The 24,112-nt window shown below is 72.0% G+C and carries 25 protein-coding genes and 1 tRNA gene; 14 read left to right on the forward strand and 12 right to left on the reverse strand.

Annotation, left to right across the window (positions count from 1 at the left end):
• Positions 1-108 precede the first annotated feature (108 nt).
• From ACLQ2T_RS13675 to ACLQ2T_RS13685, 3 genes are all read left to right on the forward strand, one after another.
• The gene (locus ACLQ2T_RS13675) at positions 109-987 is read left to right on the forward strand and encodes a universal stress protein (RefSeq protein WP_425766430.1); all 879 of its coding nucleotides are present in this window, start codon (positions 109-111) and stop codon (positions 985-987) included.
• 70 nt (positions 988-1,057) lie between these two features.
• Complete coding sequence (locus tag ACLQ2T_RS13680; RefSeq protein WP_425766431.1) at positions 1,058-1,270, forward strand: phosphatidylethanolamine-binding protein; 213 nt, start codon at positions 1,058-1,060, stop codon at positions 1,268-1,270.
• Positions 1,267-1,740: a hypothetical protein gene (locus ACLQ2T_RS13685; protein WP_425766432.1), complete on the forward strand. Its 474-nt coding sequence runs from the start codon at positions 1,267-1,269 to the stop codon at positions 1,738-1,740. Before ACLQ2T_RS13680 ends, ACLQ2T_RS13685 begins: the two co-directional genes overlap by 4 nt.
• Here ACLQ2T_RS13685 and ACLQ2T_RS13690 read toward each other — a convergent pair.
• Positions 1,737-1,940, reverse strand: coding sequence for a hypothetical protein (locus ACLQ2T_RS13690; protein ID WP_425766433.1), 204 nt, complete (start codon positions 1,938-1,940; stop codon positions 1,737-1,739). The two genes, ACLQ2T_RS13685 and ACLQ2T_RS13690, sit on opposite strands and share 4 nt — an antisense overlap.
• Positions 1,941-2,079: 139 nt before the next feature.
• Here ACLQ2T_RS13690 and ACLQ2T_RS13695 point away from each other — a divergent pair, with 139 nt between their 5' ends.
• Entirely contained in the window at positions 2,080-2,727 is a 648-nt protein-coding gene (locus ACLQ2T_RS13695; protein WP_425766434.1) for a hypothetical protein, read from the forward strand.
• Positions 2,728-2,733: 6 nt separating this feature from the next.
• On the opposite strand, the gene ACLQ2T_RS13700 is transcribed toward ACLQ2T_RS13695, so the two are convergent.
• The 9 genes from ACLQ2T_RS13700 to ACLQ2T_RS13740 form a co-directional block, all read right to left on the reverse strand.
• Positions 2,734-2,919, reverse strand: a complete 186-nt coding sequence (locus tag ACLQ2T_RS13700; protein WP_327027482.1) for a hypothetical protein — start codon at positions 2,917-2,919, stop codon at positions 2,734-2,736.
• Positions 2,920-2,991: 72 nt separating this feature from the next.
• Entirely contained in the window at positions 2,992-3,189 is a 198-nt protein-coding gene (locus ACLQ2T_RS13705) for a hypothetical protein (RefSeq protein WP_327025889.1), read from the reverse strand.
• Between the two features lie 51 nt (positions 3,190-3,240).
• Entirely contained in the window at positions 3,241-4,998 is a 1,758-nt protein-coding gene (gene selB, locus ACLQ2T_RS13710; protein ID WP_425766436.1) for a selenocysteine-specific translation elongation factor, read from the reverse strand.
• A 2-nt stretch (positions 4,999-5,000) separates the two neighbouring features.
• Complete coding sequence (selA, locus tag ACLQ2T_RS13715) at positions 5,001-6,305, reverse strand: L-seryl-tRNA(Sec) selenium transferase (protein ID WP_425766437.1); 1,305 nt, start codon at positions 6,303-6,305, stop codon at positions 5,001-5,003.
• Positions 6,306-6,326: 21 nt separating this feature from the next.
• Positions 6,327-6,422, reverse strand: a tRNA-Sec gene (locus ACLQ2T_RS13720).
• A 53-nt stretch (positions 6,423-6,475) separates the two neighbouring features.
• Positions 6,476-7,510, reverse strand: coding sequence for an NrfD/PsrC family molybdoenzyme membrane anchor subunit (nrfD, locus tag ACLQ2T_RS13725; RefSeq protein WP_425766438.1), 1,035 nt, complete (start codon positions 7,508-7,510; stop codon positions 6,476-6,478).
• Positions 7,507-8,424, reverse strand: a complete 918-nt coding sequence (locus ACLQ2T_RS13730) for a 4Fe-4S dicluster domain-containing protein (protein WP_425766440.1) — start codon at positions 8,422-8,424, stop codon at positions 7,507-7,509. The genes nrfD and ACLQ2T_RS13730 overlap by 4 nt, the downstream gene beginning before the upstream one ends.
• Positions 8,424-11,720 carry a formate dehydrogenase gene (gene fdh, locus ACLQ2T_RS13735; RefSeq protein WP_425766441.1) on the reverse strand — a complete coding sequence of 1,099 codons (3,297 nt, stop codon included), beginning with the start codon at positions 11,718-11,720 and terminating at the stop codon, positions 8,424-8,426. Before fdh ends, ACLQ2T_RS13730 begins: the two co-directional genes overlap by 1 nt.
• Before the next feature lie 605 nt (positions 11,721-12,325).
• Positions 12,326-12,913 carry a hypothetical protein gene (locus tag ACLQ2T_RS13740; RefSeq protein WP_425766442.1) on the reverse strand — a complete coding sequence of 196 codons (588 nt, stop codon included), beginning with the start codon at positions 12,911-12,913 and terminating at the stop codon, positions 12,326-12,328.
• Positions 12,914-14,136: 1,223 nt separating this feature from the next.
• Here ACLQ2T_RS13740 and ACLQ2T_RS13745 point away from each other — a divergent pair.
• Positions 14,137-14,478 carry a hypothetical protein gene (locus ACLQ2T_RS13745; RefSeq protein WP_425766445.1) on the forward strand — a complete coding sequence of 114 codons (342 nt, stop codon included), beginning with the start codon at positions 14,137-14,139 and terminating at the stop codon, positions 14,476-14,478.
• Positions 14,475-15,134 carry a nucleotidyl transferase AbiEii/AbiGii toxin family protein gene (locus tag ACLQ2T_RS13750; RefSeq protein WP_425766446.1) on the forward strand — a complete coding sequence of 220 codons (660 nt, stop codon included), beginning with the start codon at positions 14,475-14,477 and terminating at the stop codon, positions 15,132-15,134. The genes ACLQ2T_RS13745 and ACLQ2T_RS13750 overlap by 4 nt, the downstream gene beginning before the upstream one ends.
• Before the next feature lie 84 nt (positions 15,135-15,218).
• Here ACLQ2T_RS13750 and ACLQ2T_RS13755 read toward each other — a convergent pair whose 3' ends face one another.
• Positions 15,219-16,121: an SDR family oxidoreductase gene (locus tag ACLQ2T_RS13755; RefSeq protein WP_425766447.1), complete on the reverse strand. Its 903-nt coding sequence runs from the start codon at positions 16,119-16,121 to the stop codon at positions 15,219-15,221.
• A gap of 148 nt (positions 16,122-16,269) precedes the next feature.
• Entirely contained in the window at positions 16,270-17,415 is a 1,146-nt protein-coding gene (locus tag ACLQ2T_RS13760) for a geranylgeranyl reductase family protein (RefSeq protein ID WP_425766448.1), read from the reverse strand.
• Between the two features lie 135 nt (positions 17,416-17,550).
• Here ACLQ2T_RS13760 and ACLQ2T_RS13765 point away from each other — a divergent pair, with 135 nt between their 5' ends.
• The 8 genes from ACLQ2T_RS13765 (at position 17,551) to ACLQ2T_RS13800 (ending at position 24,094) form a co-directional block, all read left to right on the forward strand.
• Positions 17,551-17,787, forward strand: a complete 237-nt coding sequence (locus ACLQ2T_RS13765) for a hypothetical protein (protein ID WP_425766449.1) — start codon at positions 17,551-17,553, stop codon at positions 17,785-17,787.
• Positions 17,784-19,259, forward strand: a complete 1,476-nt coding sequence (locus tag ACLQ2T_RS13770) for an MFS transporter (protein WP_425766450.1) — start codon at positions 17,784-17,786, stop codon at positions 19,257-19,259. Before ACLQ2T_RS13765 ends, ACLQ2T_RS13770 begins: the two co-directional genes overlap by 4 nt.
• A 337-nt stretch (positions 19,260-19,596) precedes the next feature.
• Complete coding sequence (locus tag ACLQ2T_RS13775) at positions 19,597-20,037, forward strand: AfsR/SARP family transcriptional regulator (RefSeq protein ID WP_425766451.1); 441 nt, start codon at positions 19,597-19,599, stop codon at positions 20,035-20,037.
• Complete coding sequence (locus ACLQ2T_RS13780; RefSeq protein ID WP_425766452.1) at positions 19,971-20,729, forward strand: hypothetical protein; 759 nt, start codon at positions 19,971-19,973, stop codon at positions 20,727-20,729. Before ACLQ2T_RS13775 ends, ACLQ2T_RS13780 begins: the two co-directional genes overlap by 67 nt.
• Positions 20,726-22,387, forward strand: coding sequence for a prenyltransferase/squalene oxidase repeat-containing protein (locus ACLQ2T_RS13785; RefSeq protein WP_425766453.1), 1,662 nt, complete (start codon positions 20,726-20,728; stop codon positions 22,385-22,387). The genes ACLQ2T_RS13780 and ACLQ2T_RS13785 overlap by 4 nt, the downstream gene beginning before the upstream one ends.
• Before the next feature lie 5 nt (positions 22,388-22,392).
• Positions 22,393-22,797, forward strand: a complete 405-nt coding sequence (locus ACLQ2T_RS13790; RefSeq protein ID WP_425766454.1) for a hypothetical protein — start codon at positions 22,393-22,395, stop codon at positions 22,795-22,797.
• Entirely contained in the window at positions 22,794-23,090 is a 297-nt protein-coding gene (locus ACLQ2T_RS13795) for an acyl carrier protein (RefSeq protein WP_425766455.1), read from the forward strand. Before ACLQ2T_RS13790 ends, ACLQ2T_RS13795 begins: the two co-directional genes overlap by 4 nt.
• Positions 23,087-24,094 (forward strand): hypothetical protein, encoded by a 1,008-nt coding sequence (locus tag ACLQ2T_RS13800; protein WP_425766456.1) that lies wholly within the window; start codon positions 23,087-23,089, stop codon positions 24,092-24,094. The genes ACLQ2T_RS13795 and ACLQ2T_RS13800 overlap by 4 nt, the downstream gene beginning before the upstream one ends.
• The last annotated feature ends 18 nt before the right edge of the window (positions 24,095-24,112 follow it).

Consider the following 24,112-nt stretch of genomic DNA (forward strand, 5'->3'; position numbering starts at 1 on the left):
CTCCCGGACGGTCGCGGTCAGCGTAGTGGACGGCGGGCCTTTGACCGGTATCGCCGCCTCGACCGGCAGCGGCCCGCGATACTGGCGGAGACCAGCACGCGGACGGGGGTGGCGGTGGACTCGGTCGGCTCGGCGGTGGTGGTCGGCGTGGACGGCTCGGAGTCCGCGCTCGCCGCGGTACGTCTGGCCGCCGCGGAGGCGGCCCGCTGGCACCGGCCCTTGCGGGTGGTGCACGCCTTCATCTGGCCCACCCTGCACTCCCCCGTCACACCGGGCACCGAGGGACCCACCGACGGCGGGCTTCGCGGCCAGGCACGACAACTCGTCACGGCCGCGGTCGACCAGGCGCAGGCCGTCGCACCGGCACTGGAGGTGACCGGTGAGATCATCGACGGGGCCCCGGCCGCGGTCCTGCTCGACGCGGCCACCGATGCCGCGCTGGTCGTGCTCGGCGACCGGGGACTGGGTGGCTTCACCGCTCTGGTGGTCGGTTCCGTCGCGGTCACCGTGACGGCGTACGCCCGATGTCCGGTGCTGGTGGCCCGCGGCACGGCGGATCCGCACGGGCCGATCGTGGTCGGGGTGGACGGCTCCGAGGTGTCCCGCCGGGCCGTGGAGTTCGCGGTGCGGACCGCGGCCCGCCGCGGGGCCGCCGTGCTGGCACTGCACGCCTACCGGCACCCGGTCTCCACCGGTCCGGGCGACATGCAACCCCTGGTGTACGACGAGTCCCAGCTGCATGAGGAGGAGCAGCGGGCCCTGGCCGAGTCCGTCACCGGGCTGGCCGCCCGCTACCCGGAGGTGTCGATCCGCCGCGAGTCCGTGCACGCCCGCGCCCCGAAGGCCCTCACCGAGGCCTCCCGTACGGCCCAACTGCTGGTCGTCGGGGGCCAGGGCCGCGGCGAGCTGACCGGACTGCTGCTGGGCTCGGTCAGCCGGTCGATGCTGCACCACAGCCACTGCCCGGTGGCGGTGGTCCGGGGCTGAGCGGGGTTGGCGCCCGTACAGGCGGGTAGACGGGGCGCGTACGTGACCGCGACCACCAGAGGAGACAGCGATGCCTGGACCAAGGCCCGGCAGCAACGCCTACGACAAGCAACGCGCCCGCCTGCGCAACGACCTCGACAACTCCGGTCGGGGCGTCACCGACGATCGGGCCGACGAGGCCGCCAACCGGATCCTTCAGGACGAACGGGGTCAGCGCGGCGTCGCCCGGGGCGACCGCACCTACGGCCCGAAGGGTAACCGGGAACCCGGGGATCCCAAGTGAGGGGCGCCGCGCTGGCCGACGGGCTGATCGCCGGGGCGGTGGGCAGCACCGCCCTGAACGTCGCCACCTACCTGGACATGGTGGTGCGGGCCCGTCCGGCCAGCCAGAGCCCACAGGAGAGCGCCGGGCGGGTCGCCGAGGTGGCCCACCTGGATCTGGGGGCCCGGGACCGGGCGGCCAACCGCCGCTCCGGTCTCGGCGCCCTGATGGGGTACGGGCTGGGGGTGGCCGCCGCCGTGGGCTTCGCGGCCCTCACCCGGGGCCGACAGCAGCCGATGCTGCGGGCCGCCGCGCTGCTCGGCGGCGGGGCGATGACCCTGTCCGACGGGTCGCTGACCCTGCTCGGGGTCACCGACCCGCGCACCTGGCGGCGCACCGACTGGCTGGCCGACCTGCTGCCGCACCTCGCGTACGGGCTGACGGCCGCAGCCACCTGGAACCGGCTGCGGCCGTCAACGGGCGAGGGCTAGTCGCGGTCGCTCTCATCCTCGGCCACCGACTGCCCGGTCGGGCCGTACGGCGACACCTGACCCCGGGGCACCCGACGTCCGGCGTCCGCCCGGGAGGTGCCCCGGTTACGCGGATGACCGGCCGGGCCGGGTCCCTTGTTGTCCTGACTGGTGGCGCCCAGGGCGTTGCGGCGCAACTCCTGCTGCTGCGGGTTGGTCACGATCGTCTCCCTTCACCAGGGTGGCGGGACGCGGCAGTCGACCACGTCCACTGTCGGCTTACCCGCCGCCGCCATCGGCATTCCGGCGCGGCCGTCCCGGCCGGGGACTGGTCGAGCCCAGGGTGGGTATCACCGGACGATGGGTGACCAACGGGCTGTCGCGCGGGCCCTGCTGACCCGCCGCACGTACGCCGAGGAGGCCGGGATCTCCCTGGCCGACCGGCCCGCACCGCTGTACCAGTTGCTGGTGCTCGTGACGCTGCTCAGCACCCGGATCAGGGCCCAGGTGGCGGTGGCCGCCGCCCGGGAGCTGTTCACCGCCGGGTACCGCACCCCGGCGGCGATGGAGGCGGCGAGCTGGCAGCAGCGGGTCGACGCCCTCGGCCGCGGCCACTACCGCCGCTACGACGAGCGGACCGCCACCATGCTCGGCACCGGGGCCCGGCTCTGCCTGGACCGGTGGCACGGGGACCTGCGTCGGCTGCACCGGGAGACCGACGGGGACCAGAAGCGGCTGCGGGAGCTGCTCGTCGAGTTCCCCGGCATCGGCCCCACCGGTGCGGACATCTTCCTGCGCGAGGTGCAGACGGTCTGGCCGCAGGTGCGGCCGTACGCCGACCGGCGCACCGTGGCCGGAGCTCGGCGACTGGGCCTGCCGGCCACCCCGGACCGGTTGGCCGGGTTGGTCGAGGAGGACGAGTTCGGTCGACTGGCCTCGGCGCTGGTGCGGGTGGCCCTGGGTGAGGACTCGGCGGAGCAGATCAACCGCGCCGTCCACGCCGGTTGAGAATCTTCACTTGGCCGCGTCGCCGCCCGGTTTGGTCAGGTGCCACACCAGCAGCGCCGCGAGCAACGCCAGCACCACCAGCCCACCGGAGAGCCCACTGCCCTCCTCGGGGGACCGGCCGGTGGTGCCGAAGTAGATCACCGCCAGGCCCGCCAGCACAGCGGCCAGCTTCCGGATACCTCGGTCCTTCACAGCTCGCACCGTAAGCCGCAAAACGCAGTCATCGCGGCAAACCGTGCGGCGTCCCTCGACCGGGCGACCGGGTCAGTCGGACTCCAGGTCGTCCAGCGAGATCTTGTGGCTCATCAGCCACCGGGCCAACGCGGACATGCCGAACAACCACAGCGGCGCCGACTCGGTGGTGCCGTTGGTGGCGAAGACGGCGAACCGCAGATCCGGGGCCCGGTACGCCTCGATCCGCCACCGGTGCTGCCGGTCCCGCCAGACCGCACTCGGGTCCATGCCGTCACGGTAGGCGCTGCACCGGCCCGACGGCCGACGGATGGCGCCAACTCAGGGACCGACCACCATCCGGGTGTCGTCCGGCAGTCGACGGGTGGCGCCCTGCCGATCCAGCAACTCCAGCAGCGGCACCGCCACCCGACGGGTGGTGTCCAGGGCCTGCCGTGCCGCGCTGAGGGTGAACGGTTGCGGCAGGGTGGCCAGCACCCGTACGGCCTGCTGCGGGGCGCCTGAGGGCAGCAGGACGTTGCCGGTCAGCCGCAGCAGCACCCCGGCGCGTACCGCGGCGCCGATCTCCCGGTCACCCAACCCGACCGCGGCCAGCCGGTCGGCCTCCGGGGCCCGGAACGGTCGGGCGGTGAACTCCTCCCGCAGCAGGGCCACCGCCCGGGCCACCGGCTCGGGCACCGGGTCGAGGTCGGCGGCGGCCACCCGACCGGCGACCAGCCGCAGAGGTGCGGCCACCAACGCCTCCACCAGGGCCCGCTCCGGCAGGCCGAGACGTTGACGCAGCACCTCCACCGGTGCCCCCGGCTCCAACGGATTCGTACGGGCGTACTCGGTGACCACCTCGACGAGCCGAGCAGCCAACCGCCGCCAGTGTTCCGGATCGGCCAACCAGTCCCCACACACCGGCGACCCGGTCACCGGCACCCCCGCCCGACGCAGGTCGGCGGCGCGTACCAGACCCCGACGGCGCAACTCACCGGCCAGGTCCGGCTGGCCGTCCATGCTGGCCAGCACCCCCGCGCGGGCGGCGGCGGCACCACGACGGCGCAGCGGCGGCGGAGCCACATCCAGCACGGTCACCCCACCGGAGATGTGGTGGCGGCCGGGATCACGCAGCAGGGCCCGGTCACCGACGAGCAGCGGCAGGGGTCGGGCCAGCCGCAACCGCAGGGTGTCGACACCCAGCGGACGGACCCGCACCGGCACCGCAGCCGCACCGACATGCAGGGTCAGGGTCGCGGGCAGGTCGGCCGCCGGGTCACCGGCCAGCCGCACGTCGACCAGGTCGACCATGCCGAACCGGCCCTCGGTGAGCAGGGCATCCCCCCGGGCGATCCGGTCCCGGGCCACCCCCCGCAGGTTGACCGCCACCCGGGCGACCGGCTCCACCTGCCGGCACGGCTGACCCAGCCGGTGCAGGCCGCGTACCCGCACCGGCTCACCACTGTCGGCCAGCACCAGTTCGTCGCCGACCCGCAGCCGACCGGCTCCCAGGGTGCCGGTGACCACGGTGCCGCTGCCCCGCACCGTGAAGCTGCGGTCCACCCACAGCCGTACCGGGCCCTCGGCCGAGGGGGTGGGCAGCCGGGTGGCCAGCCGGTCCAACGCGGCCCGCAACTCCGGCAGCCCGGCGCCGGTGACCGCGCTGACCGCCACCGCCTCCACCTCCCGCAGCGAGGTCACCGCCAACTCGGCGCGGGCCCGTTGCAGGGCGGGCCCCGGGTCGGCCAGGTCCGCGCGGGTCACCGCCAGCAGCCCGTGGGCGACCCCCAGGGCGTTCAACGCGGCCAGGTGCTCGGCCGACTGCGGCATCCACCCCTCGTCGGCGGCGACCACCACCACGGCGGCCGGTACCGGACCGACACCGGCGAGCATGTTCGGCACGAACCGTTCGTGCCCCGGCACGTCGACGAAGGCGACCGTGGCGCCTGAGGGCAGCGTCGTCCAGGCGAAACCCAAATCGATGGTCATGCCCCGTTGCCGCTCCTGCGCCCACCGGTCCGGTTCCATCCCGGTCAGCGCCCGCACCAGGGTGGACTTGCCGTGGTCGACATGCCCGGCGGTAGCCACCACCAGCATGGTCAGTCCTCTTCCGGCACAGCCAGCACGGCGGCCCGGACGGCCTCGTCGGCATGCGGCGGCACACATCGCAGATCCAGCAGCAGGCGCCCCTGGGCGACCCGGCCGAGCACCGGCGGCACCCCGGTGCGCAGCGGCTGGGCGTAGCGTTCCGGCAGGCTCAACGCCCACGAGTCCAACTCGACTCCGGGGGCGCCCCCACCGCCGACGACCGCCGTCGACGGCACCACCTCGGCCTTGTGGCCGTCGGCCGCGATGGCCTCCCGCAGCCGCTCGGTGCGCTCCCGCAGGCTGGCCGGGTCGGTGTGCAGGGCGGTTCGGGTGGGGGTGTTCGGGTCACCCAGGGTGGCCGCCAACCCGGCCAGGGTCAGTTTGTCCACCCGCAGGGCCCGGGCCAGCGGATGCCGGCGCAGCCGCTCCACCAGCCCGGCGCGGCCCAGCAGCAGCCCGGCTTGCGGCCCGCCGAGCAGCTTGTCCCCGCTGGCGGTGACCAGGGCCGCCCCGGCGGCCAGGGTGCTCGCCGCGTCCGGTTCCTCCGGCAGCAGCGGGTCCGGGGCCAGCAACCCGGAGCCGATGTCGACGACCACCGGCACCCCCAGGCCGGCCAGGGCCCGCACCGGCACCGCCGAGGTGAAGCCGGTCACCCGGAAGTTGGACGGGTGCACCTTGAGCACGAAGGCGGTGTCCGGGCCGATCGCGGCGGCGTAGTCGGCCAGGGTGGTGCGGTTGGTGGTGCCGACCTCCCGCAGCCGGGCCCCGGTGCTGACGATCAGGTCCGGCAGCCGGAACCCGTCACCGATCTCCACCAGCTCGCCGCGACTGATCACGATCTCCGCGTCGGCGGCCAGGGCGGTGGCCGCCAGCAGCAGGGCGGCGGCCCCGTTGTTGACCACATGCACCGCCTCGGCCTGCGGCACGGCCGCGGACAGGGCCTCCAGGGCCGCACGGCCACGCCGGGCCCGACGCCCGGTCACCAGGTCCAGTTCGACATCGGTGTGCCCGGCGGCGGCGACCATCGCGGCCACGGCCGTCTCCGACAGGGCGGCCCGCCCCAGGTTGGTGTGCAACACCACCCCGGTGGCGTTCAGTACGGCCCGCGGTGTCGCCTGCGGCAGGGCGGCCAGCGCGGCGTCGCGTACCTGATCGGGGTCGATCTCGCCGCGACGGGCCTGCTCCTGGGCCTGCCGGACGGCGGCCTTGACCCGGTCCCGGCCCAGGGTGAGCATCGCGGCGGCCAGCCGTGGCTCGGCCAGCAGCGCGTCGGTGCGCGGCACCCGGCGCCGTGGGTCAGCGCAACCGTCGCCCATCGGGTCATCCCCTCGCCAGATTGGCGGAGACGGACGGGAATCGAACCCGCCTGGCCCGGATACCGGACCACACCGGTTTTGAAGACCGGGAGGGGCACCAGCCACCTGAACGCCTCCACCGAGCATTTGATCACAGCTGCTCGGCGGCCACGTCGGGAGGTGCCACACCGCTACCGGTCCGCAGGCTCCCCGCCGCTGCGTCGCGCCAGGCGCTCCCGCTGCGGCAGCACCGTGTAGCGGGGGTCGCGGGCGGAGGCGACCCCGGCGTGGAAGACCCCGAACCGGGTGGCCACCGAGGCGGCCAGCAACGCCACACCGGACAGCGCGGCCACGATCCGGTTCCGGCCGCCCAGCACCGCACCGGCCACCCCCGCGGCGGTCAGCGCCCGCCCGGCCCGCAACAGCCGACCCGCCCGGCCGGTCCGGTACGGCTCGCTGAGCAGACCCAGGGAGTTCTCCACCTGATGGGCGCCGTACAACTCCAGGGCGGCACCGGCCACCGCCATCCGGCGGGCCGGGCCGTTCTGCGAAGGCGGCACGGCGATCAGTCCCACCCCGGCGCCGCTGGCCAGGGCGCTGCCGGCGAACACCACCGGCAGATGGGGGTACGCCTCATGCCACGACGGAACGGCCGTGTCGGCCAGCAGCACCGCCGTGTACGTGCCCAGGGCCGGTGCGGTGACCGCCGCCGCCAGCCCGGCCGCCTGTCCCACCGGCGGCAGCACCCGACGGACCCACCCCAGCCGGCCCCGGCGGGGCAGCAGGGGAGCCGCCTCGGCGATGGCCGCCAGCCCGGCCAGCGGACCGTAGGCGGTGAGGATCCAGGTGCCCACCGACATCGGGGAGGTCGGCTTGGCCACCCGCAGCATGTGGTGGAACCGTTCCGGTCGACCCAGATCCTTGACCAGCAGCCCGGCGCTGGCCGTGACGGCGGCCAGGGCGGCGACCCGCCCAGCGCGGCGCACCGCCGGCCGGCCGGTCAACTGCCCACCGGCGGCCAGCAACGAGGACCCGGCGGCCACCCCGCCGGTGAACAGGTAGGCGGCGATCTCCCAGGTCCACACCGGCGGCTTCAGGATGGGCCGCCCGTAGTAGGAGGTGAACTCGGCCGGCGGCACCGTCAACCCGGCCTCTCGACGGCCGCCCTCCCGGCGGTCCCGGAAGCGGCGGAACCGCTCCCCTGTCGGCGGACGCTGACTGCTCACCGTTTTCCTCCGAGGAACGCCACGACCGCCCCGGCCGCCATGGCCAACGCGGCCACCCCGGCCCGTTTCCACATCTTCGGCAGGTCCCGGGTGGGCACCTGCGGATCCGGCGGCAGACCGTACACCTCCGGCTCGTCGAGCAGGAGGAAGAAGGCACCGTCACCCCCGACCCCGTCGGTCGGGTCGTGGCCGTAGAGCCGGGCCTGCGGCACCCCCCGCTCGTGCAGGGTGGCGACCCGGGTGGCGGCCCGCTCCCGCAACTCGTCCAGGGGGCCGTACTGGATCGACTCGGTCGGGCAGGCCTGCGCGCAGGCCGGGGTCAGGCCCGCGCCGATCCGGTCGTAGCACAGGGTGCACTTCCACACCCGACCGTCGTCGACCCGACGGTCGATGACCCCGTACGGGCAGGCCGACACGCAGTAGCCGCAGCCGTTGCAGATGTCCTCCTGCACCACCACCGTGCCGAACTCGGTGCGAAACAGCGCCCCGGTCGGGCAGACGTCCAGACAACCCGCCCGGGTGCAGTGCTTGCACACGTCCGACATCATCAGCCAGCGGAAATCGCTGCGCCCCTCGGCCGTGCCGGTACGCCCCGGCGGCCCGGACTGCGGCATCCCCAGGAACTGGGGGGTGGAGTCGGCCTGCTCCGGTTCGGCGGTCGGCCGGGGTTGCTCGATGAAGGCGACATGCCGCCACGAGTTCGCGGTCAACGCCCCGGTGTTGTCGTACGACATGCCGAGCAGGTCCAGCCCGGAGGTGGGTACCCCGTTCCACTCCTTGCAGGCCACCTCGCAGGCCTTGCAGCCGATGCAGACGCTGGTGTCGGTGAAGAACCCCATCCGTGGTGGCGCGTCGACCCAACCCGCACCCGTCGCCGGGTCCGGCGACGCGGAACGGTCATCCCCGTCGAGCATCACCGGTCCTCCTCCGCCTCGCCGGGCCGCTCGGCCGCTGCCTCGACCGGCACACCGGGGGTGAGCGTCGGCGGCACCGTGCCGGCCACGATGCCGGCCCGGGTACGGTACTCCTCCACCAGCCGGCGCAACGCCGGTCCGGTGGGGCGACGACCCGGCCGCACATCACAGGTGCCGATCTTGCTCTCCTGGATCAACACGTTCGGGTCCAGGATGATGCCGAACAGGTCGTTGGCCGAATCACCGGTCACCAACCCCTCGAACCCGAAGTGGTACGGCAACCACAGCTGGTGGATCACCCGACCCTCCACCCGCAACGGCACCAGCCGGTCGGTCACCAGCACCTTCGCCTCGATCACCGCGCGGGCGCTGACCAGGTGCGCCCACCCCAGATGGGTCAACCCGGCCAGGGCCGCCAACTGCGGGGACACCTCGACGAACATCTCCGGTTGCAGCTCCGCCAACGGCGCCACCGTACGACTCATCCCGCCGGCGGTGTGGTGCTCGGTCAACCGGCTGACCGTGAACACGTACGGGAACACCTGACTGTGCGGCTGCGGAGGACTCGGGTTCACCGAGTTCACCGGATGCCGGTAGATCTTGCGGGTCGGGTTGCCCTGCTGGCCGTAGAACGAGTTGCGCACCGGCGACTCCGCCGGCTCGTAGTGGGTCGGCAAAGGCCCGTCCAACACCCCACTGGGCGCGAACAGCCACCCCTTGCCGTCGGACTGCATCACGAACGGATCGTCACCGGCCAACGCCGCCGGACCGGTGGCACCCTCCGGCGGCCGGTACGACGGGGCCTTGGTCACCTCGAAGTCCGGCACGTCGTGGCCGGTCCACCGGCCCGCCGAATCGTCCCACCACACGTAGCGTTTACGTTCGCTCCACGGCCGGCCCTGCGGATCGGCCGAAGCCCGGTTGTACAACATCCGCCGGTTCGCCGGCCACGCCCAACCCCACTCGGCGGCCACCCAGTCCTGCTCCTGACCGGGACGACGGCGCGCCGCCTGATTCACCCCGTCGGCGTACACCCCGGTGTAGATCCAGCAGCCGACGGCGGTCGTACCGTCGTCGCGGGCCTCGGCGAACCCGGCTAGGGGACGGCCGGTGGCCACCTCGTACCCGTTGATCTCCCGCAGCACCGCCTCGGCGTCCGGCTCCGCGTGCGGACCGTGGGTGGGATAGTCCCAGGCCAGGTCCAGCAACGCCCGGTCGCGCGGCAGCGTCGACCCGGCCAACTTCTCCCGCAGCCTGAGCCCCAGGTGGTAGAAGAACCACAACTCCGAACGGGCGTCGCCCGGCGGCTCCACGGCCTTCTCCCGCCACTGCAGCAACCGCTGGGTCTGGGTGAAGGTGCCCTCCTTCTCCACATGCGAGGCCGCCGGCAGGAAGAACACCTCCGTACGGCACTGCTGCGGCACGATCTCACCGGTGGCCACCTCCGGGCCACGCTGCCAGAAGGTCGCACTCTCGATCATGAACAGGTCCCGGACCACAAGCCAGTCCAGGTTCGCCATGCCGAGCCGCTGCGCCCTACCGTGCGCCGAACCGACCGCCGGATTCTGACCGAGCAGGAAGTAACCCTTGATCTTCCCGTCGATCATGTCGAGGACCTGCTGGTAGGTGCCGTGGTCCCCGGTCAACCGAGGCAGATAGTCGTAGCAGAAGTCGTTGTCCGGGGTGGCCGCCTCCCCCCAGTACGCCTTCAGCAGACTCGCCGCGTACGCCCGGGCGTTGCCCCAGAAACCCTTCTGGCCCGGATGCCGGATCGCGTCCACCCAGTCGTCGAAGGTCGGATGCTGGGCGTGGTGCGGCATCGGCAGATAACCCGGCAGCAGATTGAACAGGGTCGGGATGTCGGTGGACCCCTGGATGCTGGCATGCCCGCGCAGCGCCAACACCCCACCACCGGGCCGACCCACGTTACCCAGCAACAGCTGGATGATCGCGCCGGTACGGATGTACTGCACCCCGACGCTGTGCTGGGTCCACCCCACCGAGTAGATCAGGCACCCGGTCCGCTCCCGACCCGAATTCTGCGTCCAGGCCCGGGCCAACTCCAGGAACCTCTCCTGCGGCAGACCACAGACCCGCTCCACCATCTCCGGGGTGTAACGGGCGAAATGCCGCTTGAGGATCTGGTACACGCAGCGCGGATGCTGCAACGTCTCGTCCCGCTCGACCTGCCCCGAGATCGGCGCACCATGCGACTCGTGCCGCAACCCGGCCGCCGTCTCCCGCTCGGTCGCCGTGTGACCGCTGCCGGAATCCCGCTCGTGCCCGGCGTACTGCCAACTGTCCTGCACGTACGCACCGGTGGCCGGATCGAACCCGGAGAACAGGCCGTCGGCGTCCTCCGCGTCGACGTAATCCTCACTGACGATCGTCGCCGCGTTGGTGTATGCCAGCACGTACTCCCGGAAGTCCAACTCGTTGGTCAGGATGTAGTTGACCACCCCACCGAGCAGCGCGATGTCGGAGCCCGCCCGGATCGGCAGGTACGTGTCAGCCGAGGCACTGGTCCGGGTGAACCGGGGATCGACATGGAACACCTTCGCCCCACGCCTACGCGCCTCCATCACCCACTGGAAGCCCACCGGGTGGGCCTCGGCCATGTTCGACCCCTGGATGACGATGACGTCAGCGTTCGCCACGTCCTGTTGGAAGACCGTCGCGCCGCCGCGACCGAAGCTGGCCCCCAGACCGGGGACGGTGGCGGAGTGTCAAATCCGCGCCTGGTTCTCGATCTGAATCGCCCCCATCGCCGTGAACAGCTTCTTGATGAGGTAGTTCTCCTCGTTGTCCAGCGTCGCCCCGCCGAGACTGGAGATACCCAGGGTGCGGTTCAGCGGACGCCCCTCGGCGTCGACGTCCTCCCAGGTCTGCGCACGCGCGGCCAGGATCCGGTCGGCGATCATGTCCAACGCCGTGTCGAGGTCCAGGTCCTCCCACTCGGTGGCGTACGGCCGCCGGTAGCGCACCTTCGTCTGCCGCAGCGGACTGGTCACCAGACTCTTGCTCGCCGAACCCTTCGGACACAGCCGACCACGAGAGATCGGACTGTCCGGGTCGCCCTCGATCTGGGTCACCCGGTTGTCGGAGACGAAGACCCGCTGCCCACAACCGACCGCACAGTACGGGCAGACGGAACGGGCCACCCGGTCGGCGTCCTCGGTGCGGGGGGTGAGCCCGGCCGAACGGGCGGACTGCGCCGCCGCGCCCCGACCCAGCGGATCGGTGCCCGTGAGCTGCCGGTAGACCGGCCAGCCCAGCAACACGTCCCGCAGCCCCACGCTCGTCACCTCCGCCCTTGAGCCTCTTCCGCTCCTGACCTTAGGGCAGCCGGACGTCGTCGGACAGGCGGGCCGGCAGAACTCGGGAAACAGCACACCGCCCCCGGCCCGTTGTCGGGGCCGAGGGCGGTGCGTGGGTGTCGGTGTGCAGGTCGCCTCTCGGCGAGTGGCGCGACGCGGCTCCAGCCGGACGGTATTCCGCGACGGCAAATTAGGTGAGGCCCGGGGACACTGGATCACACCGACGCTCGGTACAACCGACCCACGGCCTTTCTTGTTCCCACTTGTCGGCTGCTCACTCCCCCTGGTTTTGGGTTGCGGTTTGGGCTGGGGCGAACGTGCCCGGCTTCGGGCGGTCAGGCTTGATCCCCACGCCGGGCACGGTCGCCCCAGCCTGACCTGGTCGGCCTTCGTCATCCGGTCGGCACCGTTGGGGCCTGGGCGCTGCCGCCTTTGTTGGGCTTCTGAGTGTGTAGACGCCGTTGGCCGGCGCCCGGGTTCGGGTGCCGGCCAACGGTTTCTTGCTCCCCCTGTGGAGGAATGTCTGTTGGTCAACTGTTCCAGTGCTGGTCAGTTGCGGGTGCTGCTCCGGTCTTCGGTGCTGGTCAGCTGTTCCAGTGCTGGGCGACCAGGTCGGCGGCCTGCTGTTCCCACTGGGCGTAGTGGTCGGGGTACGCCGAGACCTGGACGGTCTGGGCGGCCTTGGTCAGGGGCATGTCCTGCCAACCATCAACCTGCTTCAAGCCCTTGAGGAACGCGGTGGTGGAGTATTCGGGGTCGGTGATCTGCTCCACCGTGCCCCAACCACTGGACGGACGCTGCTGGAACAGACCCTGCGAGTCGTGGTCGTTGCGGTCACCGAGGTGACCCAGGTTCTCCAGCTTCGACTCCTGCAACGCGGTGGCGATCGACACCACAGCGGCACGCTCGTCCATACCGTTCTTCTTCGTGGCGGCGATGATCGCCTTCGTGTTGGCGACCTGCTCGTCGTTCAGGTCGATCCGCGACTGGGCGCCCTGCACGCCGTGCGGGATCAGCTTGCCCGTGTCCGGCTTGTCGGCCTTCACCACGGCCACCGGGCTCGACTTCACCGGGGTGGCATCCGTATGACCGGCCACCGGGCCGGCGAAGACACCACCGGCGAGGGCCACACCAGCAATACCGAGCACGCTGTTACGGAAGATCGAGTTCATGACCAAGCTCCATTCGGGGGTAGACACACACCACGAAAAGGGGGGAAACGGGTGCGCGCGAACGCCATCAGGCGCCGAAAGAACAAAGGGGGAAGATCACCGGCTGACACACGAGGCCGGGAGCCTCCACTAGGCCGGGAGCCTCCACTAGGCCGGGAGCCTCCACGAGGCATGGAGCCTTCGTGGGCCGAGCCCTTCGCCCGGGGCATGGGGCCTTCGCGGCGCCGGGACCATGTACAACGACCGGCCACCCGCCGTCATTCCCGCCGGGCCAAAGACTCGCGGAGCCATCTGCCCAGATCAGAAGGCATGCATCGGCCGGTCAGGGATGTCCAACGACCTGCGAGCCGCCATCATTCCCGAGCTGAACCCAGGCAGACCGGACACCACACCCACCAACACCCCCACAGCCCCAGAACGGGCCTGCCCCGAATCTGCTCGTTGACTCCACACCAGGGACCCGAGGCTCCAAGCCCGCACCAGGAGGACTGGCCCCGTCTCCCCGGATGGGCAGGGCCGGCAGCCGCCATCGCCAGAAACCGCCGAGGCCGGACATCCGGACGATCAACCGATACGACCCCACAGCCCCGGGGTGACCCACCCCCGGCGGCTGACCCACCCCCGGGCGGCGGGGACACCGCCGTGCAGCGACGGACGGCAGCGGGCCCACGCCGTTACGCCGAAACGGCGGCGACCAAGGCGGCGGGAAACCGCCATTACGGCGTAACGGAGCCGATCAAGGCCACAACCGGACGGGCAGGAACACGGACGCGCAACGGGCAGACCCAACGGGCAGACCCCGACACGCCCCCGGCTCGGGCGACCCACGCCCGGCAGCCGGGGCACCTCGTGCAGCGACAGGACGGCAAGCCGGCTCGCGCCGTTACGCCGGAACGGCGGGGACCGCGGCGGCGGGAAACCGCCACTTCGCCGTAACGGAGCCGATCAAGGCCACAACCGGACGGGGCGGGACACGGACGGGCAACGGGGAGACGACACGACCCACAGCCCCGTCGCCGGCGCAAGGCCGCCGCGGGGACGCCCCGTGGTGGGGTGGCAACCGGCCTACGCCGTTACGGCGAAACGGTGGGGTTCGGGGTGGTGGGAAACCGCTGTTTCGGCGTAATGGAGTCGATCTTTGGCGATCGTGGAGTGGGGGCGGATCTGGTCGAGGTGGGTTGGGGAGAGTCCGGTTCCGGGTCGTGTGGGGTTACCCTGGCAGGATGCAGGCCGTCTTCGGAGTCACGACCGGCGTGGCGCACCTCGCCCGGCCGGGGCGGCCCGCCGTGGTGGCCCGGACGCTGAGCGAGCTGCGTGGGCCCACCCGTGGGGTGGTGGAGCTGCCGGTACGACTGATGTGGTGCAGCGACCGCGCGTTCGATCTGACCGACCCCGACCAGCTGCTCTGGATGTACGAGAACGTGCTGCGGGAAACCACCAGCCTCGACGACCTGCGTCGGTTGGTCAACGGCCGGACCCTGCCCCGGGTGTGGCGGCTGCTGAACCTGCCCCGGGGCGTCCGCGCCGCCTGGGAGAGCCGGCACCGGGGTCTGCGGTCGGCGTGAGCACGCCCCATCCACACGACTTCTACCGCGAGGTGGCCCGGGTCGCGTTGACCGTGGCCGGGCCGTACCGTTTCGTGCTCGGTGGCGGTGTCGCGTGGGCCGCGCACGGGTTGGTGACCCGCCCCACCGAGGACGTCGATCTCTTCGCCGACGTGGAGGGCGCCGCCGCGGCGGCGGCCGCCGGAGTACGCGACGCCCTTCAGGCGGCCGGGTTCGAGGTGACCGACGCGGACCCGGACAGCGACCTCGGCGACCTGTTCGACGGCTTCCACGCGGACCTGCGGGACTTCGTGGTCGCCCGGGACGGCCGGCAGATCCGGCTCAGTCTGGCCCGCCTCGACCGGCACCGCAGCCCGGTGGTGATGGACCTCGGGCCGGTGATGGACGTCCGCGACCTGATCGCCAACAAGACCGCCGCCCTGGTCAACCGGCGCGAGGTACGCGACTACATCGACGTGGCCGCCGCCCTGGCCGACCGGTCGGTGGCCGAACTGCTGGAGCTGGCCCGGCAACTCGATCCCGCCCTGGAGGACGAGGATGTGCGCGCCGCCGGCCGCTACCTCGACCGGATCCCCGACCAGCGCTTCGCACGCTACGGCCTCGACCCCGCCGACATCACCCGGGTCCGGCGCCAGTTGGCGCCCTGGCCCCGCTGAGCACCGGCAGACAATCCGGGGGTACGTGTTAACAAGGGACCCCTCCTCTACCGGAGGCGTTAAGAAGGGGCCCCTCCTTGCAGGTCATTTGGTGAAGCGGCCGCCGGTGACGCCGAGCACCTCGCCGGTGATGAAGCTCGACTCCTGCGAGGCGAAGAAGACGTAGGCAGGGGCCAGTTCGGCGGGCTGACCCGGCCGACCGACCGGGGTGTCCGTACCGAACTGCTCGACCTTCTTCTCCGGCATGGTGGCCGGGATCAGGGGGGTCCAGATCGGGCCGGGCGCCACGGCATTGACCCGGATGCCCTTGTCGACCAGGTCGGCGGCGAGGGACTTGGTGAAGTTCGCGATCCCCGCCTTGGTGGTGGCGTAGTCGAGCAGCTGCGGCGAGGGGTCGAACGCCTGGATCGACGAGGTGTTGATGATCGCCGAGCCTTCGTCGAGGTGCGGCAGGGCCGCCTTGCACAGCCAGAACATCGCGTACAGGTTGGTCTTGAGCACCCGGTCGAACTGTTCGGTGCTGATCCCGGCGATGCCCTTGTCCTGGGCCATCTGGTAGGCCGCGTTGTTCACCAGGATGTCGATGCCGCCCAGGTCGGACAGCGCCCGGTCGATCAACCCCTGGCAGGTGGCCTCGTCGGTGATGTCGCCGCGCACCGCGACGCCCTTGCGGCCGGCGGCCTCGATCAGCCGTACGGTGTCCTGCGCGTCGGCGTCCTCCTCCTCGCTCAGGTAGGAGATCAGCACGTCGGCACCCTCCCGGGCGTACGCGATGGCCACCGCCCGACCGATGCCGGAGTCACCCCCGGTGATCACCGCCTTCTTGCCCTCGAGTTTGCCGGTGCCCTGATAGGTGTCCTCGCCGTGGTCGGGCCTCGGGTTCATGTCCTCCGTACGCCCCGGCGGCGACTGCTGCTGGGCCGGCTGTCCGGACTGCTGGCCGTACTGCTCGGTGGGGTCCTGCTGGGTGTGCTGGTCATGGCTCACGGGGGTCTCCTGTCGTCGGTGGGACGTGGTCCCGGAAGGCCCTACCCCGATCTGCTGCGGGGAAACAGGCAGTGACCTGCCGCACCACCCGTAAGGCATCCTAGGATACTGGGTGGCAGCTGGCAGGGCGGCCGGAAAGCTGGGCGGGTCAGGGTCGGTGGGTGTGGGGGCCCGGCAGGTGGGCGGCCAGGGCCAGGGCCGCCCGTACCGGCAGCCCGTCCACCAGCTGACCGAAGTCGCCGTGGCCCTGGCAGAACCGGGTGAAGGCCCGCCAGCCCGGCGGGGTGCCGACCGTCAGGTGCAGGATCTCCGGCCGCCGGGAGAAGACCTCCAACAGTCGGTGACCGGCCCGGATGGAGGGCACCAGCCGCTGCTGCACCGCCCGCTCGTAGCCGGCCGGGTCGGCCTCGGCGACCGCCTCACCGGCCAGTTCGCCGGAGCGCAGGGCGTAGCTGATCCCCTCCCGGCTCCAGGGTTCCAGCAGACCGGCGGCGTCCCCGGCGACCAGCACCCGACCCCGGCGCAACGGCGAACCCTCGGCCCGACAACGGGTCAGATGCCCGGTGTCGTGCGTCGCCGGCAACCCGGCCAGGCCGAGCCGCTGGACGAACCCCCGCAGGTAGTCCCGGGTCCGCTCCCCCTCACCCCGGGCGGCGATCACCCCCACGGTCAACCGGTCTCCCTTCGGGAAGACCCAGGCGTACGAGCCCGGCAGGGGTCCCCAGTCGAGCAGCATCCGACGCCGCCACCGGGCCTGCTGCTCCGGCGGCACCGGCAGTTCCAGTTCCAACCCCAGATCCACCTGCCGGTACCGCACCCCGACATGGCGGGCGCTGACCCCGGAGGAGCCGTCCGCGCCGACGACCGTACGCGCCAGGACCGTGGTGGCGTCAGCCAGCCGCAGTCGTACGCCGTCGGGGGTCTGCTCCAGGGCCCGCACCGTCACCCGCTCGCGGACCTCGGCTCCGGCGGCCACCGCGGCGGCGCGCAGCCGGTCGTCGAACTCGTCCCGGCGCACCATGCTGACCAGCCGACCGGGCCGATGCCGCCGGGTGATCGGGCGGCGCCCGCGCAGGGTGAAGGTGACCTGGTCGACCACGTCCTGCACGGGTATCTCGATCCGGGTGGCGACGGCCGCGACGGAGGTGCCGGTCAACCCGCCACCGCAGGTCTTGTAGCGCGGGTGGGCGGCCCGTTCCAGGACCAGGGTGCGCACCCCCCGTCGGGCGGCGGCGTAGGCGGCCGACAGCCCGGCGGGACCACCGCCGATCACTGCGAGTTCCCAGACGGTCACCGAAGCAGCGTAGGTCACCGTGGGTGCTCGTGGGGACGGCGAACCACCGGCCGGAGCGGGGGAATCATCAGCCCGGCAGGGGGTATCCGCGCGGCGCACACCGCCTGGCAGGCGGATCGGCGTGAGGAGGACACCATGCAGCAGGTGCAGCTGTCGGACGTCGAGGCTCGGGTGTACGACGCGGTGGCGACCCTGGAGGCACGCGGACAGGTCCCGTACCCGGACACGATCGCCGCGGAGTGCGGCCTGACCGAGGAGCAGTTGCAGAGCCCGCTGCACCTGCTCACCGAGAAGAACCTGCTGCACCGGGAGGATTCGCCGATGGCCGGGTTGGACTTCGGTCCCCGGTTCTGCGCCCAGCAACTGAGGTGACCGAGGCCGTCGGGGGGCACCATCGGCGGGCCGGGCCCGACCGGCCTTCGACGGCTGAGGAGTCGTACCAGGGACCCAGACGTTGGCAGGCCCTCGGGGTCGGACTGGTCGCGGCCTTCATGACGCTGCTGGACGTCAGCATCGTCAACGTGGCCCTGCCCTCCCTGGACCGGGCCCTGAACGCCAGCCCGGCCGACCTCCAGTGGGTGCTGTCCGGGTACGCCCTGACCTTCGGGCTGGTGCTGGTGCCGGCGGGCCGTTTCGGCGACGTGCACGGCCGCCGCAACGCCTTCGTGTTCGGCATCGCCATGTTCACGGTGACCAGCGCGGTGGCCGGCCTGGCCCAGTCCCCCACCTGGCTGGTGATCGCCCGACTCCTTCAGGGGGCCGCTGCGGGGCTGGTCAACCCGCAGGTGACCGGGATGATCCAGCAGCTTTTCCAAGGGCCGGAACGGGCCCGCCCCTTCGGCCTGCTCGGTGCCACCATCGGCATCTCCACCGCGGTGGGTCCCCTGCTCGGCGGCCTGTTGATCGCCGCCGGTGGGCCACAACACGGCTGGCGGTGGGTCTTCTTCGTCAACGTCCCGGTCGGGGTCGTCGCGATGGTCCTGGGCTGGCGGCTGATCCCGCACCGGCCGGTCGGCCAGGCCGTCCGCCGGCGGGCGGACCCGGTCGGGGTACTGCTGCTCGGCGCCGGGGTGACCCTGGTACTGCTGCCGTTGGTGGAGCGTGAGCAGTGGCGGGGGGCGGCCACCTGGCTGCTGCTGCCCGCCGGTCTGGTCACCCTGGTCGGCTTCGCGCTCTGGGAACGCAGGTACGCCCGGCAGGGCCCGCCGCTGTTCGACGTGGGTCTGTTCCGGGTCCGGTCGTACGCCCTGGGCTCGCTGATCGCCCTGCTCTACTTCGGTGGGTTCTCCGCGATCTTCTTCATCTTCACCCTGTACCTACAGACCGGGCTCGGCTACAGCGCCCTGGTCGCGGGTCTGGCCATCACTTCGTTCGCGCTCGGCTCCGCCGCGGCGTCGGCGATCGGCGGTCGGATCGTCAACCGGTTCGGCCGACCCCTGGTCGCCACCGGGCTGCTCGCCGTGGTGGTCGGGCTGACCCTGGTGGCGCTGGTCATCGAGGTGGCCCCACGGGCCCCGGTGCCCTGGGTGACGGCCGCTCCCCTGCTGCTCGCCGGTCTCGGCAGCGGCCTGGTGATCGCCCCGAACCAGACCTTGACCCTGTCCCAGGTGCCGGTGGCGCAGGCCGGCAGCGGGGCGGGGATGCTCCAGACCGGACAGCGCATCGGATCGGCCGCCGGCATCGCCGTCGTCGGGGCGGTCTTCTTCTCGGTCGTGAGCAGCGACAACGCCTGGGCAGCGGCGTTTGAACGGTCCTTGCTGGTCTGCGCCGGGATCATCCTGTTGGCTCTGCTGGCCGCCCTGGTCGACATCTTCCGGCACCGCCGCCGGGGTCCGGTCAGATGACCGAGTGCTTCCTGACCTGGCCGGGCGGTCGACGGTAGGAGGAGTTGTTAAAGCGCGGGCGACAATTGCCAGGCAGTGCGCTGAAATCTGGCGGTACTCCCGACTCAATGCGGTATCACCGCTTGACGCGCTCGGTTGCGGTGCCACAGTCGACCGACTCAGCAATGCACTTCACCGTCCCGACAAAGGTAGCCAGGCGTCATGTGCCGTAAGTCGTCGTACATTGGACACGTTGAATTGCTGACGGTAGAGTCGACAACAGGTCCAGAAGCGCCGCCGCCCGGGGCATGCATATCCAGACTGACGATCAATCATTATGTCTCGGAACGCAGGGGAAATGCTCGAATTCCGTGTGCTCGGCCCCGTGGAAGTATGGCGTGCCGGTGAGCCGGTAGAGCTCAGCGGCCGCAAGATGCGGGCCATGCTGACCACCCTGCTGCTGTCTGCCAACAAGGTGGTGGTGACGGAGCGGCTGGTCGCCATGCTCTGGGGCGAGCAACCCCCACCCACAGCCGTCGCCCAGCTGCACAAATACGTCTCCCAGTTGCGCACGAAGCTCGGCCCGGACTGCGTGGTGCGCCATGGCGCCGGTTATCAGCTGCGCATCGGGCAGAACACCTTGACCTGCTGCACGCCCGGGCGTACCCCTTCGCCACCGGGATCTCCGACTGGGACCGGCTGGCCAGCCTGTGGACCAGCCTCCGACCCACCGTGCTGTTCCTCGCCCCGGGGGTGGCGCTACAGCTCACCCGGCTGTTCAAGCAGCGCGGGCTGCTGACCGAACTCCGCGCCTCGGTACGCACCATCATGCTGCTCGGCGAGGTCAGCGTGCCGGCCATGCGGTCCCGACTTGGCCAGTGGTGGGGTGCCACCGCGTACAACGCCAGCTACGGCAGCACCGAGACCGGCACGCTGGCCGCCGCCTGCCGACACGATCGGCTGCACCTGCTGACCGCGGCCAACTACTGCGAGCTGCTCACCGCCGAGGGCCTGACCGAAGCGCACCGACCGGGCACCGGCCGACTCGTGGTCACCCCACTGAACCTGCACGCCCGCCCTCTGCTGCGCTACGACACCGGTGACGACGTGGTGATCGGCACCGACTGCCCGTGTGGCACGGCCACCCCGGACGTGACCGTGCTCGGTCGGGGCACCGACGGGGTGCGGATCGGGGACGTCACCGTCACCCCGCACCTCGTCGAGCAGGTCGTGTACGGCCAGACCACGGCGACGGGCTACCTGTTGGAGGTGGCGCCCGACCGGCTCCGTCTGCTGCTGGAACGGGACGTCGACGCCGACCGGGAGACCGAGCCGGAGCGGGCCGCCGCCGTACGCGAGGCCTTCCGTGACCGGTTCGGACTCGACGACACCGAGGTGCTGTTCCTCAACTCGCTACCCAGCACCACCAAGAGCGGCGGCTCCCAGAAGAGCTGGAAACGCTCCAACATCCGGATCCTGGAGGCCTCGTGACCGCCCCCGCGACCACCTGGGCCCCGCCGGTGACCGGCGATCCCGACCTGTGGTGCACGTACGCCGCCGTGCGCACCCTGGCCTGGCTGGGGCGGGCCGGGCAGACCCCCGCAGCTGCCGGCACCGCCGACTTCGTACGCGCACGCCGCAACCCGGACGGCGGCTACGGGTGGAGCAAGGGGATGCCCTCGGACGCCTGGGCCACCTTCTACTGCACCTCCACGCTGACCGATCTGGACCAGCCGCTGCCCGAGGTGGCCGAGACCGCGCGCTGGCTGGCCGGCACCTGGTCCGGGGAGGCGTACGCGATGACCCCCGGGCAGGAACCGGAGGCGTGGGCGACCCACTTCTCCACCCGTACCGCCATCGAGGTCTGTGGCGGCGACGTGCCGGATGCCCGGCGCCTGCTGTCCTGGCTGGGCGCCCTACAGACCCGCGACGGAGGGCTGGGCTGGACCCCGGGGCACGCCGCCTCGGGTGCGGCCGACGTACGGGCCGTCTACTACGGTGTGGCCGCCTGGCGGGCGCTGCACACCCGACACCCGACCCCACCGCCATGGGACGTGCCGGCCCTGCTGAGCTGGCTGCATCGACGGCAGTCGCCTTCCGGGGCCTTCCGGTTCGACGCCGAAGCCGACACCGACTGCATGTGGGCGACCTACCGGGCGGTCGCGGCGCTGGGCATGCTCGGTGCCCGCCCGAGCATCGACCCGGTCGGCTGGATCACCGGTCAGCAGCTGCCGGACGGGGCCTTCACCCGGTGGCCCGGTTACCCGGTGGCGGACGTGTGGGCCTCCTTCTGCGCGGTCGGTGCCCTGCGCCAACTCGGCCCCGTGCCACCTGGGACGGCCGAGGCGGTGCAACGACGTATCGCGGAACTCGGCTGCCCCGGCGGCGGCTTCACCTACCGCGAGCCGAGCCTCGCCGCCGACGCGTTGACCGTCGCGGCGACCGCACTGACCACGGACGACGCCGACGAGCTGCGCCGGTGGCTGGAGAGCTGCCGACTGCCCAATGAGGGCGGCATCATGTACATGCCCGGCCGAGGGGCGGAGATCCGCTGCACCATGTGGGCCTTGGCGGCCGGCGCCTTCGCCGACGACCCGGTGACCCGCACCCGGATCGGCGACTGGCTGGCCGGCCTGCAGAACCCCGACGGCGGATTCGGATTCTGGCACGGACGCGGCTCCGACCTGGTCTCCACGGCCGCCGCGGTGGGCATCGCCGAACTGACCGGCGGCGGCAGGGTGTCGGTCGAGCGGGTCGCCGGGTACGCCGCCGCCGCACCGTCGCAAGGGCTGCGTCCGGGGTTGCAGCAGGCCCGCATCCTGGCCTGGGCCGGGCACCCCGAGCCGCACCGGGTCCAGGCACTGCTGGACACCCACCGGGTACGCGGAGGCGGCTGGGCGGGGCACGGCAACCGGATGCCCGACCTGCTGTCCACCTACGAGGCGGTCCTCACCGCCGGGCGGTTCGGTATCGGGGTGGACCCCGGGCCGCTGGCCGCCTTCCTGGATCGCACCACCAGCGCCGCCGGGGTGGCCTGGAGTCCACTGGCGCCGCCCGGACCGGACCCCTTGGCCCGCTGCCTGCACGGGTTGCTCCGCCGCCGGCTGGCCGATCCGGGGTTCCGACTGCCCGCCCTCACCCTGTCGTAGCCGCCATGCCGACCATCATCATCGACACCCCGGCCACCGAAGTCGCCGCCCGCCGGTCGGTCGCGATCCGGTTGACCCGCTGGTTCGCTCAGCGGGGGGTGGCACCGGCCCATGTGGTGCTGCGATTCACCCAGACCCCGCCCGGCACCGTGTTCAGTGGCGGTCTCCCGGTGGAGGCGCTGCCCGTCGAGGAGGGACCGTTCCGGCACGCTGCGGTGACCTGCTGTCTGGGTCCGGAGCGCGACGACGACTTCCGGACGGACCTGGCCACCGAGATAGCCGCGGCCCTGGGTCCGGTGTCCTTCCTGTACATCGAGTTCCGCCCGACCCACCCCAGTCACGTATTCGTCCAGCGTGCCGGGCAGTTGACCCGTGCCGACCGGGCGTCCTCACGAGAGAAGGTCCGATGAACAGCCCCATCAGCACGGACGAGTTGCAGCAACAGATTCGGACGGTCCTGCGGCGGACCATCGGCGAGCCGGTCGACAACCTGGGCCCGGACGACGACCTGGCCACCGCCCTGGGCAGCCGCTACGACAGCCTCACCGCGTTGGAGTGCATCAACGCCATCGAGAGCAGCTTCGACATCGAGGTCGACTTCGTCGCCCAGGACGTTCGCTACTGGTTCGCCACCCTCGGTCGGATGACCACCTTCGTCCGTGACCAACTGGAGGATCGGGCGTCGCTGGGGAGTGTGAGATGAGCACCGCCGCGGTGGCGCAGACGGCCTTCGCCACCTCCGGGCAGTCCGGGCGGCCGGACGTCTGGTGGCGTACCCAGGAGCAGTTGCAGGCCGAGGTGGAGCTACTGGCCCAGGTCATCGGCGGGCCGGTCGACCGGGTGGTCACGTACGCCCCGACGGAACATCTCTACGGTCACCTCTTCGGGGTCCTGCTGCCGCAGCACCTGGGCGTACCGGTGCGGCACCTGTGGCAGAGCCCTCTGGAGCCGCCGAGCCTCCCCGACGACGAGCGGACCCTGCTGGTCTGTCTGCCCGCGACCTGGGTGCTGCTGCGCAGCCTGCTCGGGCGGCTGCGGGCCGCTCCGGCGGTGACCGCGGTGCACAGCAGCGGACCGATCACCCGACACACCCGGCAGGTGCTGCGCGAGGTGGCGGGCGGCGCCTTCCAGGCGGTGGAGATCCTCGGCTCGACCGAGACCGGCGCGGTGGCCCACCGACGGCTCGCTCCCCGACCGGCCGCCCCCACCACCTGGACCCTGTTCGACGACGTCACCCTGGCCGGTGGCGCGACCGGAGAACAGCCCCTGCGGGTGGCCGGCCCTCGGCTGGCCCGAACCCCCTCGCAGCCCCGGCCGCCCGCCACGCACACCATGGAGGATCTGGTGCGCCCGGTGGGCAGCCGACAGTTCGACCTGGTGGGCCGCTCCAGCCGCATGATCAAGGTGAACGGTCGGCGGGTCCGGCTGGAGGACATCGAGGACAGCCTGCGGTCCGAGCTGCCCACCGCCGAGGTGGTCTGCGTACCCCGTGTCGATGACGTGCGGGCCGAACACTACGACCTCTACTACGCCGGCGGCCCCAGTCCGGAAACGGTGCACTCCGCGCTGCGTGCCGCGCTGCCCGGGGTACCACCGCCTCGGCTGGTGCAGGCGGTCGGACACATCCCGCGTGGCGTCACCGGCAAGGTCCGCCTGGACCGGCTGCTGGCCGAGGCCCGGAAGGAACCGGCCGGCCGTGACGGCTGAACAGGTATCGCCCGACGA

It is taken from the genome of Micromonospora sp. DT229 (genome assembly GCF_049844505.1).
GTDB lineage: Bacteria > Actinomycetota > Actinomycetes > Mycobacteriales > Micromonosporaceae > Micromonospora.